Genomic DNA, 18070 nt, shown 5'->3' with positions numbered 1-18070 from the left:
CTGATTCACGCTAAATAGTGATTGTAAGTTAAGCGGCACTAGCTCAGTGTGGGTATAGAGAGTAGCGCAACCTTGGTTGACTCTGATTCACGCTAAATAGTGATTGTAAGTTAAGCGGCACTAGCTCAGTTGGTAGAGCGCAACCTTGCCAAGGTTGAGGTCATCGGTTCGAACCCGATGTGCCGCTCCAAATTTACAGTAATAGAAAAACCATAGTATGGCGGGTTGGCAGAGTGGCTATGCAGCGGATTGCAAATCCGTGGACCTCGGTTCGACTCCGGGACCCGCCTCCATTACTATAAAATTGTGTCGCCCGGGTGGTGAAATTGGTAGACACAAGGGATTTAAAATCCCTCGTCTGAAAGGACGTGCCGGTTCAAGTCCGGCCCCGGGCACCAACTCCTTCTTTGAGTTGAGATTAAGCGGCACTAGCTCAGTGTGGGTATAAAGAGTAGCGCAACCTTGGTTGACTCTGATTCATACTAAATAGTGATTGTAAGTTAAGCGGCATTAGCTCAGTGTGGGTATAAAGAGTAGCGCAACCTTGGTTGAACTCTGATTCATACTAAATAGTGATTGTAAGTTAAGCGGCATTAGCTCAGTGTGGGTATAAAGAGTAGCGCAACCTTGGTTGAACTCTGATTCATACTAAATAGTGATTGTAAGTTAAGCGGCACTAGCTCAGTGTGGGTATAAAGAGTAGCGCAACCTTGGTTGACTCTGATTCATACTAAATAGTGATTGTAAGTTAAGCGGCACTAGCTCAGTTGGTAGAGCGCAACCTTGCCAAGGTTGAGGTCATCGGTTCGAACCCGATGTGCCGCTCCAAATTTCTAAAACTGCGTGGCGGGTTGGCAGAGTGGCTATGCAGCGGATTGCAAATCCGTGGACCTCGGTTCGACTCCGGGACCCGCCTCCATATTGCAGTAGTAACCAGCATTGAAGCTGGTTTTTTTGTGTCTGCTATTCCAACATTCCGCTTCGCTCTAAGCCTTATGGCAATCTGCAAAATGAACTGGTCAGGTCAATCCATTTCCTAGAACACATCTTTTCGACCTGCTGCGTGCATTGCAAAAACCTATTCCATGCTGCATAAACGTGTCAACAAATTCATCATAATCACTGCAGCTTTGATTGGCTAGGCGGTGTTGGCTTAACCAACTCTATACCTGTTCTATAGGGTTTAACTCTGGGGAGTATGGTGATAGTTTGATGATAGTGACGTTATTAAATTGATTGGCAATATCTTTCGTATGCCATCCTGCGCCATTCACAACAAGGGCTGACGTCCCTGTTCTGTGACTAATGGTATTTGCTTTAAATGTTCTATCATATGTCTTTATTGGCCTAAGGGACGACGATAGCCTCACCAGGTTGAACCAAATAGATAGGCATACTCAACTTCAAATTGTTGTTGCTTCACCGCTCTTGGGCGCTTTCCTCTTTCAGCCCATAAATTGCTTTTTGTTGCCCAAATCTGGCTTCATCCTGAAACCACTCATCAACCCACTCTAGAGCCTTATGCCCTAGGATTTTAAGGGTCGTTTCGAGTTTCAATTTTTTAAAATAGTCCTGTGTTTCTTGAAATTACTTAAGGCGTTTAGAGCGGGAAGTTATCTATGAAAGCCCATATGGTCGAGCAGACAATAGATGGAGTCTGGGTGGTCATGCTTGCCAAATTCTTTCACGACATAAGCGTGGATATTGGCATCTGTCAGTCGTCCACTTTGTGCATTATGAGCTTTGTCTTTGATATTGAACCAATTGCTCTCTTTGCTCAAAAGTTAAAAACGGTAGCCTTCTGGTTTTTGGTTTTTCCTGAAGTCTTACCAAGCCTTAATTAGGTCATGTTTTTACTTAGCTTGGTATAAACTAGCGAAGTTAAACGCAGAGTTCAGCATCAATAATCTCGCTTTATTGATCTATCACTGCAGCAGTATTAAACATTTTCCGTGATGACGCTAAATAGTGAGGCCTGATTTACATCTGTTCAATTGGCGGTGCCGAGAAGCAGAATTAGCCATGCAGATCGCTTTTTGAGCACTTGAACAAAAATCTTTAATTTATGGTTGACTCATTTTTTGAATACGTTAAAGTACGCCTCGTTCTCAGGCAATCGCGCTGAGACGAAGATTTAAACTTTTTGCCCGGGTGGTGAAATTGGTAGACACAAGGGATTTAAAATCCCTCGTTTGAAAGGACGTGCCGGTTCAAGTCCGGCCCCGGGCACCAATTCAAAAAAGCCAGTAGCATTTGCTACTGGCTTTTTTACATCTTTCGCTCAAGTGTTTATTTGTGGTGCCAGTCGTCGAGTATTTAAGCTAGCGCTAATTGGCATTAAAAAATGCCGCCATGTGTACAACATGCGACTTCAATTCTTACATTATCTCTTAGACTTACCACGAGTCGCTTTATGATGCATTTATCCCGGTTAGTCAGAATTTAACTAATTTAAATGGCAACGGCGTTTGTTGTTATTGGCCTATGCGGGCTAAAGTAGCAAGTATCGAAGGGGTGAGGAGGACGAGCAATGGAAAGCAGCATGATAAACTTATTTGTGACCAGCTTAGTCATCGTAATGATTGTTGGCTTGAGCGTATTGTGTTTGATTCTGATCCCGCAGGTTCCAAGCCGAGTCGAGAACCATTCAGGACTCGATTATAAACGACTGACTCAGGTAAAGTGCTTAGCCAAGTGCTCGCGTTATATTGCAAGAGATGGGACTTCCCTAGATTATCGGTATTATCCAGCGGATAGTGACATCGTTTTGATCTTGTTACATGGCTCTGGATGGCACAGTGGCTATCTGGAGCCTTTAGCCTCTCATCTTGCTCGCCAAGGTATCGCGAAGGTTTATACGCCGGATTTACGGGGTCATGGGATGAATCCATGTCGTCGTGGTGATGTGGATTATATTGGTCAATATAATGATGACTTGACTGATTTCATTGATTTGATTCACGAAGCTTCGCCTCAGACAAAAATCCTGCTGGCAGGACACTCTTCTGGTGGCGGTTTAGCCTTGCGCTTTGCGGGCAGTGCGCCAGAACGAGCCATCGACGGTTATTTATTGTTGGCGCCTTATCTTCACTATCAAGCCCCTACCATGAGGCACAACTCGGGGGGATGGGCTCGCCCCTTTATTCGCCGAATTATTGGCTTAGAGTTGGTGAATCGATTCGGTTTTAAAGCACTTAATCATCTTAAAGTGATTAGCTTTAATCTCCCCAGCGCATTTCGTGATGGCAGCGAAACCGATAGTTATAGTTATCGTTTGAATAAATCCTATGCTCCTAAACATTATCAACGGGAGTTACAAGCGATTAAGGTGCCGCTGTTGTTGGTTGTGGGTCGCCTAGATGAGGCATTCATGGCTGAGCAATACCAAGCATTGATCCGCGCCAACAGTGATGGCGATGTAAGTATCATCGAAGATGTTGGACATTTAGATCTTGTAAGTAATTCCGCGGCAATGCAAGTGATCGGCAAATGGATTTCGGAGCAGTTTAGCGACCATGTCTGAGCTAGTTGGTGGTGTTGCGATCTTTTGAGCGGTATCTTGGCTGTCTAGATATACCGTATATCGTCTCCGTAACAGCATCAGTGAATGAAGGGAGTTGAGCGGCTACCTTGATCAGTGCTTCTGTTGCCAGCACCACACAAATTGCGCATGCATCGATTAGCTAGGACCATCTATGTTGGTTGGATGCCATGGGATTATGGCGCTGCAACGGGCATCGTTAGAAAATGGGCTGATAAATACAATATCAATATCGATATGGTGCAAGTAAACGACTATATCGAGTCAATTAACCAATATACTGCCGGGGTTTTTGCTGCCACGGTAATGACCAGTATGAATGCACTGACCATTCCTACGGCAAGTGGCGTTGATTCCACTGCCTTAATCGTTGGCGATTTCTCTAATGGCAATGATGGGGTGGTGCTGAAAGGTGACAAGTCTTTAGCGGATCTCAAAGGCCAAAAAGTCAATCTAGTTGAGTTAAGTGTTTCCCATTATCTACTCGCGCGTGGTCTTCCCTTTGGGATCATTCAGTTTAGCCAAGCTCTCCATGACCGTAAGTTGCTGAGCATTGCGGCCTTGTTGCAGCAACACGATGGCTATCCCCTCGGTGCCACCGGACAGCCTTTGCCGCCCTTAGCTGAGCTCTCAACACTTGCGTCCTCAAGCGAGACAATTGAGCTGGCAGTCTGTGGCGCACATTTATCTGGTTTGGCCTTAAACCACCAGTTATTGGAACGCGGTGCGAGTCTGCTGAAACAAACCACCAGCGCAAGTTGCTATCATTTGTATGCTTTAGCAGGAGGGCCGCCTGCTCGACCTGGTTTAATTCGCGATGAAGCCCAGGGGCAGGCGATTGAACTCGAAGTATGGCGTATGCCCAGTGAACAGTTGGGCCGTTTTTTACAGGGCATTGCTCAGCCACTTGGCTTGGGCAAGGTGGAGCTGGCTGATGGTCAATGGGTGAACAGTTTTATCTGTGAAGGTTATGCGATTGCTAATGCTCAAGAGATCACCGCTTATGGTGGGTGGCGCAACTATCTGGCGAGTTTATAACGCATGGCGTATCAACAAAAAACCGGCTCAAGCCGGTTTTTTGTTGTGAGTACCTTGGCTGATGCGCTTAGAGCAAGTGCGAGATTAGCTGGATATTAACCAAATCCCTACGCAAATCATTAAACTGCCTGAAATCCGGTTAAGCAAACGAACATTACCACTTTGATTTAAAAACACTCGCAGGGTTTTACCGCCGGTGGCGTAGAGACTCATACAAACAAATTCTGAAACTAGAATAATTCCCACTAATAGACCCAATTGCAGGCTCAGCGAATAGTTGGGTTGGATGAAGGGGGGGAGTAGCGAAATCATAAAAGCCCAACCTTTGGGATTGGCAATAGCTGTCACAAAGCCTTGGATCACCAGTTGTGAGCGTTGCACTTGCTGAGGCTCAGCGATGGTATCCGGGATGGCCATCTTGCCCCTGGAACGCCACATTTGAATCCCTAAGTAGCCGAGATAAGCGCCGCCAATCCATTTCAATATCATAAATACCTCAGGGTAGCGCAACATGATTGCGGCCACCCCTAACACCGCCAAGATAGCGACAATGCCAACCCCTAGCATTTCCCCAAGCATCATCCATAAGGTACGACGCAGGCCAATGGTCATACCTAAGGTCATGGCGAGCGTCATACACATGCCCGGGGTTATCGAAACAAAAAAGAAAGTAGGGATAAATATTAATAAAATGGATAAATCCATATTGATTCCGTAAATTGGCGCAAAGTCCCCAGTTTACACAGCTCTGTTTTACGACAAAAGCGCTATTTGTTGCTAACTACATTGTTGCTGCATTGAGTGAATAGTCATTTTAAGGCGACAGTACCAATACTAAATTTCGTAAAAACCGATTAAGTTGTCACTCGTGCTGGTGCTACGCAAGATTCATATTTGGGAGAGGTGAGACTAAAAAATGAGCTAAGAGTCGACTTATCTATTGTCTGAAAATTAACTAAAATACTAATGGCTGTATATACTTAATTAAAAATAACCTGTAGTCGGCGGTTCTGCTGCGGTCCAAAGCTTGTTTGACAAGCGCGAGTCATATAGGTGTGCTACATGAAGATAAAAAATGTTAATTTAGGACAATCGCAAGCCGTCGACGCGACTGTAGCCGTTGCCGAATTTTATCAAGCTGTGAAGCAGCCTGATATGTCTTTCGTGCTATTTTTTTGTTCTAGTCAATATGACCTTGAGCGCTTGAGCCAGGAGATGAACCGCTGGTTTCGAGGCGTTCAGGTGGTGGGGTGTACCACCGCTGGTGAAATAGGCCCTGTTGGTCTTTTGCAACATAGTTTAGTTGGCGTCAGCTTTGCCGCAGATCATTTTACCGTCGCGTGCGGCTTGCTCAATGATTTGCAAAACTTTGAGCGCAATCAGGGGCATCAGTGTGTGCAAAGCTTATTGCAGCAACTCAAAAGTAAAGAGCCGAAATTTGATGTGGCGAATAGTTTTGCATTCATGTTGATTGATGGTTTGTCCAAACAGGAAGAAATGGTGGCGCATGCCCTGCAAGATGCCTTGGGAGATATTGTCTCGCTGGGTGGCTCTGCGGCTGATGACCAACGGTACAGCAATACTTATGTGTTTTTCCAAGGGCAGTTTCATGTTAATAGCGCAGTGCTGATGGTGGTTCACACTCGTTTGCCTTTCCTTGTATTTACCACCCATCACTTTGTTGGTAATACCGAACGTTTGGTGGTCACTAAAGCCGACACCCAAAGCCGCAGAGTTATTGAGATTAATGGATTACCAGCCGCTTCTGAGTACGCAAGATTGGTTGGAGTGGCGGAACACCAGTTGAATAGTGCGGTGTTTGCTGCTTCCCCTATGGTGGTCTTAATTGGTACTTGCGAGTATGTCCGTTCCATTCAGAAGGTTAACTCCGATGGCAGTTTGTCGTTCTTTGGTGCCATCGAAGAGGGCGTTGTCTTTAGAATTGGGGAGAGCGGACACATGCTTGAGAATGTAAGGCACAGCTTGGAGTGCGTGACCGAAAAGCTTGGTTCTATTCAGCTGGTGATCGTGTGTGATTGTATTCTACGCAGATTGGAAGCTGTTGAGAAAGGCATTAATCTTTTGATCGCCGAACAACTCGATGCACACCATGCTATCGGCTTTAACAGCTACGGCGAACAATATTACGGTGTCCATATGAACCAGACTTTAACTGGTATTGCGATTGGTTCGACCTCTCAGAACGCGGAAAACAGTCAGTCATGGTGAAACTCTTATCTCCTTCATATGCGGACTTACAGGCGGAGGTGATCCGTTTAAACAAAATGGTCGAGTCTTTAATGGATCGCGCAGAGTGTGACGCCAGCGCTGTAGAACGAAATTCGGGATTTTATTTATTTCAGACCGCCGCCGCGTTAGAGCAACAAGTGCGTCAGCGTACCCGCCAATTAGAAGCCGCGCTAAAAGAGAACGAAAAAATTAATCGAGTGTTACGCGAAAATGAACGTAATCACCGTTTGTTTCTGGATAACTCCCCGGTATGTATTCATGAAATCGATATGGGTGGCAAAGTTACATCGATGAGTAAAGCCGGGTTGCGGATGCTTCATGTGCAGCAGGAACAGCAAGTGATAGGTTGTTCCTTTTTAAACTTTATAAGTTTTGCTGATAGAGCGCGAGTGGCAGACTTGTTGAAAAGAGCTTATCAGGGGGAAATTGTTCACTTTGAATTTCACCCCATTGCGGCTTATCTCGACACCTTGAAGTCTTGTTTTGTTCCGATCAAAAACAATTTTGGAGATGTGCTCAGAATTATGGGGATCACGGAAGATGTTACCGAGCAGAAAAAGGCCGAAGAAGAGATCCGGGAGCTGGCATTTAAAGATACATTAACCCAATTGCCAAACCGTCGATTATTACATCAGCGCTTGATTCAGACGATGCTTGCTAGCGAGCGCAGTCGTCTTTATACGGCTTTACTGTTTTTAGATCTGGATAATTTCAAACCACTCAATGACCATTTTGGCCATGAAGTGGGTGATGAATTGTTAATTGAAGTGGGTCGACGTATTAGTGCAAGTGTCCGAGCAATGGATACGGTTGCACGGGTGGGGGGAGATGAATTTGTGGTGATGTTGAATGAATTACATTGTAATCGTCAATGTGCGGTCAATCAGGCTGCACTGGTCGCCGAAAAAATTCGCGAAGCGTTGGCTAAACCTTACTTCATTCAGCGGCGAAACGCTGGCAAACAAGCGTCTACGATTGAACATCACTGCAGCTCAAGTATTGGTGTTGCGTTGTTTGTTGGCCTAGAAGTGGCTGAACAGGATATTCTTAAATGTGCCGACGTTGCGATGTATCAGGCAAAGGCGAAGGGGCGTAATGCTGTGGTGTTTTGTTCTCGAAATGAGTCGAGCTAAAATATTGAATTTGTCAGATGAATTGAAAACAACCAAGCCAAGCTTATCAGAGAGCCTCAGACTGCGAGTGACTTCTGTCAGCAAGTAAAGTTGGTTTTTGCCCGGTCTTGTTGAATACCACGATGCTTGCTCTCAAGTGACTGACGGCTTTAGAGCTATCCGCCAACATTGCGTGACCTATTTGAATCATCACTAGGCAAGGTCGGTAAAATTAACACTTAAGCTTAAGTGTCGCGGGTGTATCAATATTGCGATAAATAAATATACAGTTACAGACAGGCTTCCCTGATTTGTTATAAAGTTAAGCTTAATAATATGTTTTTATAATAAGGTTGTGAGATGGACATGCTTGAGCCTCTGATCGTTGCTTGTGGTGGCAAAGATAATCTACAACGGATCCAAAAAGTTCATAACTTGTTAATTGCGGAGTTAGTTGATCCAGAGTTAAGGATGGTTTCTTCGCTCCCACTTACTTTTAATGCACCACAAGAACAAATCGTTTGGCAACCCGCGCCTCCCTTATCAACTCAGCAATGGCAAATACTCGGTAGTATAGTGGATACAAATTTGCGAAAACAGCTTCAAGAAAAAGCGGCGTCTGTTTCTTCACCGTATCGGCCAACTTGGCATATTTCTGCCGAGCAAGGCTTTCTCGGTGATCCGAATGCTTTTGTTTATTTTCAAGGGGCTTACCACTTGTTTTATGTGCTCAGCCCTGATTGTGAGGATAAGCGCATTGCTTGGGCACATGTAACTAGTACCGATTTAGTGAATTGGATAGAGCATCCGATTGCTCTGATGCCCAGTGATTGGTTTGATAGCCATGGCGTATATTCAGGTCATTGCATTGTGCATGACGAACAATTGATGCTTTTTTATACTGGTAATGTGCGGATTGGTGAGCAGCGACAACGAATGACTTATCAATGCCTAGCGACTTCAACAGATGGTTTCAACTTTCGCAAACAGGGGCCAGTTATTGAAGACTTACCGCCTCAGGTAACCGCTCATTGTCGTGATCCTAAAATTGTACGTAATGGCGATCATTGGTTGATGTTTGTTGGGGCTCAGTTGACCTCTGGTTTAGGGCGTCTAGCGAGCTATCGTTCAGCCGATCTGCATCATTGGGAGTTTGCCGGGATATTTGGTGACGAGCTCGGTGATTTTGGTTATATGTGGGAATGCCCTGACTTGATTGAAGTTGACGGGCAGCTGATAGCGATTATTTGCCCACAAGGCATCGTCTCTAACAGTCCCCACTATCAAATCGACCATCATAATGGTTATCTGAAGGCCAGTCTGGATCCGCAAGATGAACTGCATTTAGATGGCTTCTCAAGACTTGATTATGGTTTCGATTTTTATGCGATGCAAACGGGAAAAAGCCCCGATGGTCGCGCCTTATTAGTGGCATGGATGGGGCTTCCCGATGAGAATCAACACCCGACAAAGGCGCAGGGCTGGTTACATCAACTAACTTGTATTCGGGAACTGAGTTTTGAAGATGGTAAACTTTATCAACGTCCTGCCCGCGAATTACAGGCCTTACGCAGCGCTTATCAAGATTTTGAGTTAAGCGTGGCCGCTGAACAGCAGATAACACTCCCCAAAGGCCGAAGTTATGAACTGCAAATGAATTTGAGCTGGCTGATGGAGGGCGCTGTTGATTTGCACTTTATGAGCGACGAGCAGAGCTACTGTCGTTTTAGCTTAGATGGCCTGCGGCAGAAAATTGTACTGGATAGGAGCGGGGCTCTGCCTACCGACGGCGAAAAAATTCGCGAGCTGGACATGGTCAACCAACAGGATGTAAAACTGCAAATATTGGTCGATCAGTCTTCCATTGAAATTTTTATTAATGATGGGGAGTTTGTGATGACCGCGGTGGTGTTTACTGAGCCTGGAGATAGTCGCTTAAAACTGAGCGCAACTCAGCCGATGCCATGGCAGCCCATCCACTACTGGACCTTAGCCAAACCAGGGATGGGCCGATAAGGCTGCTGCAATAGCACTCATCTTTGAGTGGTATGGTATGCTGAAATAAAAGGCTCTCAAGTTTACGCGTGTCGGGTTGAGCCTTTAAACTATCTCGGCGCTTTCGCTCAGGCTTGGGCAAGCCAGGTGGGAAACAGGAGGTTAGGCACCTTTGTTAAATGGTATTCCGTCTAGTTTCCCAGCCGCAGCGGGATCCGACGGCGGCCAAAGCTGCCACAGTGCTCCGTCCAGACCCCCGCGATAGTTGTGCCACAATCGGGGCAGAGGCCTTGCGAGTTGAGCCGGTATTTTCCCAGTTGATAGCAATTTCTTTCCAATAATAGGTTGCCGCAGCCGGGACAATAGGTGCTTTCGTGGGACGGGTCGTAGACATTTCCCACATAGGCGTAGTGAAGTCCATGGTTAAGGGCTATTTCTCTCGCTCTTAACAGGGTGGCGATGGGGGTTTGGGTTTTATTTCGCATCTTAAAGTCAGGATGAAAGGCGGTGAAATGGATCGGGACATCAGCGCCCAAGTGCTCAGCTATCCAGGCGCACATTTGTTGTAGCTCTTGATTGGAGTCATTCTCTCCGGGGATCAGTAAGGTGCTTAGCTCAAACCACACATGGCTTTCATGTTTAAGGTACAGCAGCGTATCCAATACATCCGTCAGGTGGCCACTGCATACTTTTCGGTAAAAGGGTTCGCGAAAAGCTTTTAAATCGATGTTTGCAGCATCCATGTGAGTAAACAATTCAGCTCTTGGCTCAGCACAAATATAACCAGCGGAAACCGCGATGGATTGCAAACCAAGGGCTTTTGCGGCCTGCGCCACATCTACGGCATATTCTAGAAAAATCACCGGATCGTTGTAGGTGAAAGCAATGCCGCTACAGCCATATTTTTGTGCCAGCTGGGCCAGAGCGTCTGGCATGGCGGAGTCGGCGAGGGTATCCATTTGGCGTGATTTACTGATATCCCAATTTTGACAAAACTTGCAGCCCAAGTTACAGCCAGCGGTGCCAAAAGATAGCACCGCAGAGCCGGGATAAAAGTGATTTAAGGGTTTCTTCTCAATCGGATCGATACAAAAGCCACTGGAGCGACCATAAGAGGTCAGCACAATTTGCTGCTGATGATTCATTCGAATGTAGCAGACGCCACGTTTTCCTTGGCGCAGTTGGCAATGGCGGGGGCAAATATCGCATTGTATTCGGCCGTCGTCTAATTGCTGCCAATGCTGAGTGGGAAAGTACTCAGGAGGACTATATTGACTTGCCATAAGCGCTTCACCGTAACGGACTGAACTATACTTAACTTTAGTTGAAATAAACGGAATTGAGCGATGAAAAGTCGACCCGCAGCCGTGGCTGGACAGTTTTATCCCGCTGGTGCTGAGCATATCAAACAACAGCTTAGCCCCTGGTTGTTAGCGACACATTCAGAGTCGGCTCGGCTGAAGGCGTTGTTGGTTCCCCACGCTGGTTACCAATATTCGGGACAAATTGCCGCCGCCGCTTACCGATATTTAGTCAATCACCAACCAGCGTTTCGCCGAGTGCTTATCGCCGGCCCGAATCATCGGGTTCCATTGGCTGGGGTGGCCATTTCGTCGGCGGAACAGTTTGAAACACCCTTGGGAAGCTTGCCAGTTGAGCAACAGTGCTTATCTGAATTAACTCAGTTCGATTTTGTTCACTACTCTGATGAAGCGCATCGTCTGGAACATGCGATTGAAGTACAGCTGCCTTTTTTGCAACTTTGTTTAGCGCAGTTTGCCATTGTGCCATTAGTGGTGGGGAATGTCGCACCGGCGCAACTGGCGGCCCTATTTGAGGTGTTTTGTTCAGATCCACAAACCTTGCTGGTGATCAGCAGCGATTTAAGCCACTTTTTATCTTACCGAGATGCCCGTTTGAGCGATGAGGCTACTCTTAAAAATATCATCTCAGGGCAGGGCGGTTTGCAGGGGGAACAAGCCTGTGGTTACCAGGTTATTAATGGATTTCTAGCAGCGGCCAGGCAGCATCAGCTGCAAGCAAAATTAGTGGCGAAAGGCAATTCAGGGGATGTAACGAAGGATCATCAAAGGGTGGTGGGTTATGCCAGTATTGCGTTTTTCGAGCATTAAGCGCGAGCATCAACAAGCGCTACTGAAAGTTGCCCGATATGCGATTGAGCACTATCTGAGTGAGCAGCAGCGCTGGCAAGCCGAGCCTGAGCAATATCCCACAATCCTTCAGGCGCCGGCGGCAAGCTTTGTGACTTTGCACAAAAATGCGCAACTCCGAGGTTGCATTGGTACATTAGAAGCTTATCAAGCGCTGGTTCAGGATGTTGCCTTACACGCTTATCAGGCCGCTTTTGAAGATCGCAGGTTTGCAGCTCTGAACCCACAAGAGTTGCCACTCATTCATATTAGTATCTCTATTTTAAGCCCAAGCCAAGCGCTTCCCTCTCAGTTGAATGAAGCCGCATTAATCGCGCGACTTCGCCCCAATCAGGATGGCCTTATTTTGGCACAAGGCAACAAACGAGCGGTGTTTTTACCGCAAGTGTGGCAACAGCTGCCAAAGCCCAAGAACTTCATTCAACAGTTAAAACACAAAGGTGGATGGTCGCTCAATAGTCCAGTTGAGAAGATGCGCTGCTTCAAGTTTCAGGTTCTAGAGTTTGGTGAGTAACAGCCTGAGAACACAGCGGGTCACTTACAGGCCTCAATCACGGCTAACTGGTTATGGTATCTTGTATAGAGCCACCAGTGACTGCGCTTCATGCCTGGGTATCGGCAGACTAATTCTGCGCAATGAGTTGATTATATAATCAATCAGATTGGTATTAAGCAGGTATAGCTGAACATTTGATAACCAAACCAAGCTGACGAGTTTCAGTCATCACCCGATAGTTCAGAGGCATTCAAGGTTAATGTGAATTAGCGATTTTTAATGCAAATACATCGCGGCGGTTTGCAAACTATCAGTGACTGATTCAATAGGAATTTTCACTGTGGTTGGTTGTTATTATAAATTTCGATACGGTTACGCCCCTTGTGTTTGGCTTGATACAAAGCGTGATCCGCTAATTTCAGCAGCGAGCTGTAATCATCACAATGATCACTATCACAAATTCCCATGCTCACGGTAATATTGCGTTTACCTTTCAGCGCATCTAAGGTCATCGCCTGAATCTGCAGTAATAGCGCTTGAAAATAATCTCTTGCCTGTTGCTGGTTGCCCAAATAAAGGATAGTAAATTCTTCACCGCCCCAGCGTGCGACTTTGTTTGTGTCACCCACATAGTCGACTAAGGTGGTGGCTAATGCTTGAATCACTTTATCGCCCACCAAGTGGGAGTAGTTGTCGTTAATCGATTTAAAATGGTCGATGTCCAGCACCACCAAGCTAATGGTCTGCTGTTGCTGACTACACTGGCTAAATTGAGCGCTTAAATTGGCATCGAAGGCTCGTCGATTGGGAAGTTTGGTTAATGCATCTTCGTTCGATAAACGCTCGAATTGTGCGGATTGTTCTCGCAATGCTTTGACTTGTATTTCCACTTGTTCAGTCAAACGTTCTTCATTGCGTTTGAGTAAATAAATCCGGAAATAGACCATGCCACCAATCACCAACAGCAGTAACAAAGCCAATAAGGCCTGAATCTCTCTACGTTGCCAAAACAAGGGTTCAATTTTAAACTGATAGATGAAGTTGCTATCGTTCCATTCCCCATAAGGGTAACGAGCGCTGACCAGAAAGCGATAGCTTCCTGGCGGAAGGTTGGTGAATTCTGCCACTCGTTGAGTCCCGCGGTATGACCATTCACGGTCAAATCCTTCCAGTTTGGTTCTGAACTGCAAGCGCTTGGGCATAACGTAGCCTAAACCTGAATAAATAAAACGAACCAAGTTGGTTCCTGCAGGGGCTATCGATTGGGTATCGGGAGAGATGGATTGACTGTCAAATTGAATCGAATCTATCGTCACCGGTAGCGGGTGAGCAGAGAATATCGCTAAATCTTGCGGTTGGATACTTATTAAACCCTTAGCCGAGGCGAAGAGTAGCTGGCCTTGTTCAGTGATTGCCGCCGCAGGATTGGAACCACCATTGGCTTGGCTACTCGCCATGCCGTCTATTTCACTGTATAGCTCAAAATTAATTTGTTTTTGCTGACCGCTCGCGACTAAATGAGCCTGCTGATAGCTGATTTTCCATAGTCCTCGATTACTCGAAAGCCACAGGCTGCCCTGTTGGTCGTTCACGATTTGAAAAAACTTATCAATGGGAAGCCCTGCTGGGCGGCCAACCAGACCCATTTGTTGGGTGTGTTGCTGGTAGCGAATGATCCCGCGGTCGCTTGCTATCCATACATAACCAGGCTCAAGGTAAAAGCCGAAAGCATATTGCGCTTGCTCCAAGTTGTTAATTGGAACATTTGATACCTTATCGTCTCGAATAAATGCTAAGCCAACTCCAGTACCAACCCAAATTTTGCCAAATTCATCTTCAGCGATGGCTAGAATATAATTATCGGGTAAATTAGAATTTTGCTTGGTGAAATACTGCATTTCGCCTTGCGGTTTTACTTTGACTAAGCCATTGGGGGTGCCAATCCATAGGTTGTTATGGCTATCTTTGAGTAAGGCGCGGACTTCATTATGTGGCAGTCCTGAATCCTCATTCCAAAGCTGCTGTAGCTGATGGTTTTGCCATTGATAAACTCCATTTCTGTAGGTACCAACATAAGCTCCCCCCTGATGATTCTTAGCAAGGCTTAATATGCCTTGCCGAGAAACGGGGTCTTGCGTGGCTGCCATGGCCTGACCATCTTCGAGTAGGCTTAAGCCCTGACTGGTTCCAACTAGCACTTGCTTTGAATTAATTGGCAATACCGTTCGAACGTAATTGCCGATCAGCCCATCTTGTTCCGTGAATGATTGAAATGCCGCATTCCTAAATCGTATCAGGCCGCCATTGGTGCCAACCCAAATACTGCCTTCTTGATCTTCAAATAGCGAGATCACTCGATTATGTGGTAAGCCGCTGTTGGCATTTTTAAATTCAAGCTGATGATTTGCAATCCGTCCTACGCCTTGAGTGGAGGTTCCAAACCAAATATTACCCTCACGGTCTTCGATAATTGCGGTGGTAATTACATGATCTAAGGTGTTATTCAGTCGAGTAAATTGTTGGCCATCATAGCGCCAAGGTCCATGATTCGATGCTAACAGCAGCCGGTCTTGATGATCGAAAGCCAGAGAATAAACCCGAGTTCGATCGCCTAATAAGGGCAACTCGAGTTTATGGTAGCTTTTTGGTGTGACTCGATAGAGTCCATTATCGGTGGCCGCAAAAATGTCGCCAGAACTAGACTGGGCCAAGTGATAGGCACTAAATCCAGAGAGTATATGAACATCCGGTAAGTAGTTTCCATCTTTGCCTCGCGCTCGATAATAAACCCCCAGACCTTCAACCGCTATCCATAGATTTTTATGCTGATCCACCAGTGCATGATTCACTAAGCTGGCGGCATTGGCTTGATTTGACCATTGGTAACCTTTGCGCAGCGCCATGCTGCCTCTGGCACCCGCAAGCCAAAGGCTATTGTTGCTATCCGCGACCAGGGTGCGCGTGCCGGAATCTTTCATGCCTGTCGTTTCACCTCTACCAAATAAGGTAAAATGTAAGCCATCGTAACGAGCCACACCCTCCCAAGTGGCAAACCACAAATAGCCATCGTCGGTTTGAGTAATCGCATTAATACTGTTATGCGGCAGTCCATCAACCGAGGTCCATACATCGGTATAATAATCAGCCAACTTGAGTGCCGTAGCATGACTGGTGAAACTAAAGGTAGAGAGAATGGCAAAACAAATAAGCCAAGCTATACGAATATCTAACATAAATAAAATTATCCTTCACCAATCGATATGTTGGTGAGGACAACACGAGAGTAGACATCGGGCCACTTGGAGATGAAGGAACGAGGGATAACACAGCATGCCACAAACATTATTATTTCCATATTCATTCAAATAGATAGACTCACGAGAGCCACTCCGTGAGAGTTCATCGTCTCGAGTAAAGATTTGTGTTGAAATCATTTTGACCTAAAACAGCACATAAAGCGGCCTTACATTTTTGACTTAGCGGTCAGATATTATAAGTTCTTCATATCGGCCAATACTAAAAAATCTGAAATAATATTACGTAATAATAATGAATAAAAGCTTAATTGTCGTACTTTAAAATTTTTCAATTTCTGAATTGTTGGCCAAGATTCACCGACGAAACTTTTAACTAGTTACTTGCCCTAACAGCGATAAGAGGCCATTGGAAACGCCGTATCTTTGATAATATTTGCTGTATTTGAGCAAAATCAACGACAGCTAGTATCCTCTTATCAAATCAACTGATTCAGGAATAAGGCCGTCTTTTCTATAGGTGTGGATATTGTTCGCGACAATTTGAGAGGCGGTGTCTATATTGGTTGTGGCGGATATATGCGGTAATACCGATATTTTGGGGTGATACCAAAAAGGACTGTTTACTTCTAGAGGTTCTTGTTCAAACACGTCTAAGACGGCGTGTGATAAGTGATCGGAATCTAACATTGCTAGTAAATCTTGGTGGTTAATAATGCCACCCCTTGCGAAGTTTATCAGTTTGGCACCTTTCGGCAAAAGGTTTAAGGTTTGTTGGTTGAGTAAATGATGGGTTTGATCGGTGAGAGGGAGGAGGCAGATCAATATCTGGGTTTTTTGAAGAATAGCAGCTAAACCGTCATCTCCCGAATAGTGGGTTACATGGGCAATCTCTTTGTGACTTCGGCTCCAACTATTTACCGTAAAACCTTGATGAACAAGGGCTTTCATCGAAGCGCTTGCAAGTTTACCCGCTCCTAAGATGGATACTTGTACGGTATTCACTGAAGGGCTGGGGATTGGGCGCCAAATCCCTTGTCTTTGTTGAGCGATGTAGTCTGGAATATTGCGATATAAATACAAACTCCAAGTTAATACGGCTTCGGCCATGGTGTCGGCAAGAAACGGGTCGATGAGCCTTACCAATTGAGTTTGATATGTTTCTTTGTCGTGATTGAAGCTTCGAAAGCCGCTAACTAGTGCTTCAACACCTGCCCACAAACTTTGCACCCAGATTAAGTGAGGAAAGCGCTTTAGTTGATCGACATTTGGGTTGGCAACGATGGCTATTTCGACAAGCTGGGCTTGCTCATCGCTTAAATCTGTGGCTAATACAATGCTTTCATTGGGTAACAGCGTTTCGAATTTAAGTAGCCACTGCTTTTCTTCTTCGGCAGCGATGTTGTGAATAAAAGCGATGGTGTTCATGACAGAAATCCCTTGTCCAAATGGATAAATTTTTTAGTGCGACTGGATAAATCACCGAGTTTAACTCCAATTCTTGCCGCTTTCAGCTGATTCATGCCATTGATATAACAATAAAGCGGCAGAGTGACCGAGGTATAATAGATTTTGTTGTGTGAGGGATGTGAGCTAACGTCTGTGAATAAAAAAATGTTTGTCCGTAGGAACGATATGCAGTGTTCCTTTGGAGCTTAGGTTGTCGACACTATGACGCTTTGATCTATGGGGGGTTTTTGTTAGGTTTCTCGATTTGACTCGTCATATTGTAACGATATTTAGGCTGTCCATTGGGCTAAATGTTGTTACTTGTTGATAGTGACGTTGTCGAAAGTTTTATCTTCGCGTCTTTGAAAGGTCGCTTTGAACGGCAAAATAAAAGTGACTACTTTGTCGCTAGTTGTCTATGTACTGGGTTTTAGTTGAGCATTGCATATGTTTGCTTGATGTCGTCTTGCAGTTGCATTAGACAGGTTAGCGTTGTACTTGGGAAGTACCATTGGGGGGCTTTGACTCGGTATAGCGGCTAAGTTTTCAGCTCAAAATTGGAGTGAATTTCACTCAACAATTAAATATTTTAAAGGCATATATGCAGAGATTAACTTTTGTAGTTTGCTCATAAACAATGTGTTTGATCATCAATTTTGCTTGGGGGCATCCTAGTTTCACTGCTAGTTCTATAGGGATTTCCATATCAACTTGTTTGCACTTGAACCAAGATTGATACTGGAATGTTGAATGATGAAATGAGT

Annotated in this window: 12 protein-coding genes and 6 tRNA genes; 14 read left to right on the top strand and 4 right to left on the bottom strand. The window is 45.4% G+C overall.

Annotation, left to right across the window (positions count from 1 at the left end; all coding sequences use genetic code 11):
- Window positions 1-114 precede the first annotated feature (114 nt).
- The 9 genes from ACRRSW_RS12650 to ACRRSW_RS12610 all read left to right on the top strand — a co-directional run bounded on the left by ACRRSW_RS12650 (window position 115) and on the right by ACRRSW_RS12610 (window position 4579).
- A tRNA-Gly gene (locus ACRRSW_RS12650) sits at window positions 115-190 on the top strand.
- A gap of 29 nt (window positions 191-219) precedes the next feature.
- Window positions 220-293, top strand: a tRNA-Cys gene (locus ACRRSW_RS12645).
- Between the two features lie 18 nt (window positions 294-311).
- Window positions 312-398, top strand: a tRNA-Leu gene (locus ACRRSW_RS12640).
- Between the two features lie 354 nt (window positions 399-752).
- A tRNA-Gly gene (locus ACRRSW_RS12635) sits at window positions 753-828 on the top strand.
- Window positions 829-845: 17 nt separating this feature from the next.
- Window positions 846-919, top strand: a tRNA-Cys gene (locus ACRRSW_RS12630).
- Between the two features lie 700 nt (window positions 920-1619).
- Window positions 1620-1844: a hypothetical protein gene (locus ACRRSW_RS12625; protein ID WP_432452876.1), complete on the top strand. Its 225-nt coding sequence runs from the start codon at window positions 1620-1622 to the stop codon at window positions 1842-1844.
- A 301-nt stretch (window positions 1845-2145) separates the two neighbouring features.
- A tRNA-Leu gene (locus ACRRSW_RS12620) sits at window positions 2146-2232 on the top strand.
- Window positions 2233-2542: 310 nt separating this feature from the next.
- On the top strand, window positions 2543-3523 hold the full coding sequence (locus ACRRSW_RS12615) for an alpha/beta hydrolase (RefSeq protein ID WP_432452877.1): 981 nt from the start codon (window positions 2543-2545) through the stop codon (window positions 3521-3523).
- A 183-nt stretch (window positions 3524-3706) separates the two neighbouring features.
- A complete protein-coding gene (locus ACRRSW_RS12610) occupies window positions 3707-4579 on the top strand; it encodes an allophanate hydrolase-related protein (RefSeq protein WP_432459515.1) in 873 nt (290 codons plus the stop codon).
- 84 nt (window positions 4580-4663) lie between these two features.
- Here ACRRSW_RS12610 and ACRRSW_RS12605 read toward each other — a convergent pair whose 3' ends face one another.
- Complete coding sequence (locus tag ACRRSW_RS12605; RefSeq protein WP_432459514.1) at window positions 4664-5284, bottom strand: LysE family translocator; 621 nt, start codon at window positions 5282-5284, stop codon at window positions 4664-4666.
- Between the two features lie 357 nt (window positions 5285-5641).
- Here ACRRSW_RS12605 and nosP point away from each other — a divergent pair, with 357 nt between their 5' ends.
- From nosP to ACRRSW_RS12590, 3 genes are all read left to right on the top strand, one after another.
- A complete protein-coding gene (gene nosP, locus ACRRSW_RS12600; RefSeq protein WP_432459513.1) occupies window positions 5642-6808 on the top strand; it encodes a nitric oxide-sensing protein NosP in 1167 nt (388 codons plus the stop codon).
- Window positions 6802-7962 (top strand): diguanylate cyclase, encoded by a 1161-nt coding sequence (locus ACRRSW_RS12595; RefSeq protein ID WP_432459512.1) that lies wholly within the window; start codon window positions 6802-6804, stop codon window positions 7960-7962. Before nosP ends, ACRRSW_RS12595 begins: the two co-directional genes overlap by 7 nt.
- Before the next feature lie 339 nt (window positions 7963-8301).
- Window positions 8302-9957 (top strand): glycoside hydrolase family 32 protein, encoded by a 1656-nt coding sequence (locus ACRRSW_RS12590; RefSeq protein ID WP_432459511.1) that lies wholly within the window; start codon window positions 8302-8304, stop codon window positions 9955-9957.
- Window positions 9958-10127: 170 nt separating this feature from the next.
- Here ACRRSW_RS12590 and amrS read toward each other — a convergent pair whose 3' ends face one another.
- On the bottom strand, window positions 10128-11219 hold the full coding sequence (gene amrS / locus ACRRSW_RS12585; protein ID WP_432459509.1) for an AmmeMemoRadiSam system radical SAM enzyme: 1092 nt from the start codon (window positions 11217-11219) through the stop codon (window positions 10128-10130).
- Window positions 11220-11282: 63 nt separating this feature from the next.
- Here amrS and amrB point away from each other — a divergent pair, with 63 nt between their 5' ends.
- Window positions 11283-12068, top strand: coding sequence for an AmmeMemoRadiSam system protein B (amrB, locus tag ACRRSW_RS12580; protein WP_432459508.1), 786 nt, complete (start codon window positions 11283-11285; stop codon window positions 12066-12068).
- Entirely contained in the window at window positions 12040-12621 is a 582-nt protein-coding gene (gene amrA, locus ACRRSW_RS12575; RefSeq protein ID WP_432459507.1) for an AmmeMemoRadiSam system protein A, read from the top strand. The genes amrB and amrA overlap by 29 nt, the downstream gene beginning before the upstream one ends.
- Window positions 12622-12938: 317 nt before the next feature.
- Here amrA and ACRRSW_RS12570 read toward each other — a convergent pair whose 3' ends face one another.
- Window positions 12939-15836: a two-component regulator propeller domain-containing protein gene (locus ACRRSW_RS12570; RefSeq protein ID WP_432452887.1), complete on the bottom strand. Its 2898-nt coding sequence runs from the start codon at window positions 15834-15836 to the stop codon at window positions 12939-12941.
- Window positions 15837-16322: 486 nt separating this feature from the next.
- Window positions 16323-17285, bottom strand: a complete 963-nt coding sequence (locus ACRRSW_RS12565; protein WP_432452888.1) for a 2-hydroxyacid dehydrogenase — start codon at window positions 17283-17285, stop codon at window positions 16323-16325.
- Window positions 17286-18070: the final 785 nt, after the last annotated feature.

Source organism: Agarivorans sp. QJM3NY_25, from assembly GCF_050870875.2.
Taxonomy (GTDB): Bacteria; Pseudomonadota; Gammaproteobacteria; order Enterobacterales; family Celerinatantimonadaceae; genus Agarivorans.
Note: the sequence above shows the minus strand (reverse complement) of the source record. Positions and strands in the feature narration are given on the sequence as shown.

What these genes read in the sequence shown, in the direction of transcription:
- ACRRSW_RS12625 (WP_432452876.1), top strand. Translation starts at nt 1,620, where the DNA reads ATGAAAGCCCATATGGTCGAGCAGACAATAGATGGAGTCTGGGTGGTC.
- ACRRSW_RS12615 (WP_432452877.1), top strand. Translation starts at nt 2,543, where the DNA reads ATGATAAACTTATTTGTGACCAGCTTAGTCATCGTAATGATTGTTGGC.
- ACRRSW_RS12610 (WP_432459515.1), top strand. Translation starts at nt 3,707, where the DNA reads ATGCCATGGGATTATGGCGCTGCAACGGGCATCGTTAGAAAATGGGCT.
- ACRRSW_RS12605 (WP_432459514.1), bottom strand. Translation starts at nt 5,284, where the DNA reads ATGGATTTATCCATTTTATTAATATTTATCCCTACTTTCTTTTTTGTT.
- nosP (WP_432459513.1), top strand. Translation starts at nt 5,642, where the DNA reads ATGAAGATAAAAAATGTTAATTTAGGACAATCGCAAGCCGTCGACGCG.
- ACRRSW_RS12595 (WP_432459512.1), top strand. Translation starts at nt 6,802, where the DNA reads ATGGTGAAACTCTTATCTCCTTCATATGCGGACTTACAGGCGGAGGTG.
- ACRRSW_RS12590 (WP_432459511.1), top strand. Translation starts at nt 8,302, where the DNA reads ATGGACATGCTTGAGCCTCTGATCGTTGCTTGTGGTGGCAAAGATAAT.
- amrS (WP_432459509.1), bottom strand. Translation starts at nt 11,219, where the DNA reads ATGGCAAGTCAATATAGTCCTCCTGAGTACTTTCCCACTCAGCATTGG.
- amrB (WP_432459508.1), top strand. Translation starts at nt 11,283, where the DNA reads ATGAAAAGTCGACCCGCAGCCGTGGCTGGACAGTTTTATCCCGCTGGT.
- amrA (WP_432459507.1), top strand. Translation starts at nt 12,040, where the DNA reads ATGCCAGTATTGCGTTTTTCGAGCATTAAGCGCGAGCATCAACAAGCG.
- ACRRSW_RS12570 (WP_432452887.1), bottom strand. Translation starts at nt 15,836, where the DNA reads ATGTTAGATATTCGTATAGCTTGGCTTATTTGTTTTGCCATTCTCTCT.
- ACRRSW_RS12565 (WP_432452888.1), bottom strand. Translation starts at nt 17,285, where the DNA reads ATGAACACCATCGCTTTTATTCACAACATCGCTGCCGAAGAAGAAAAG.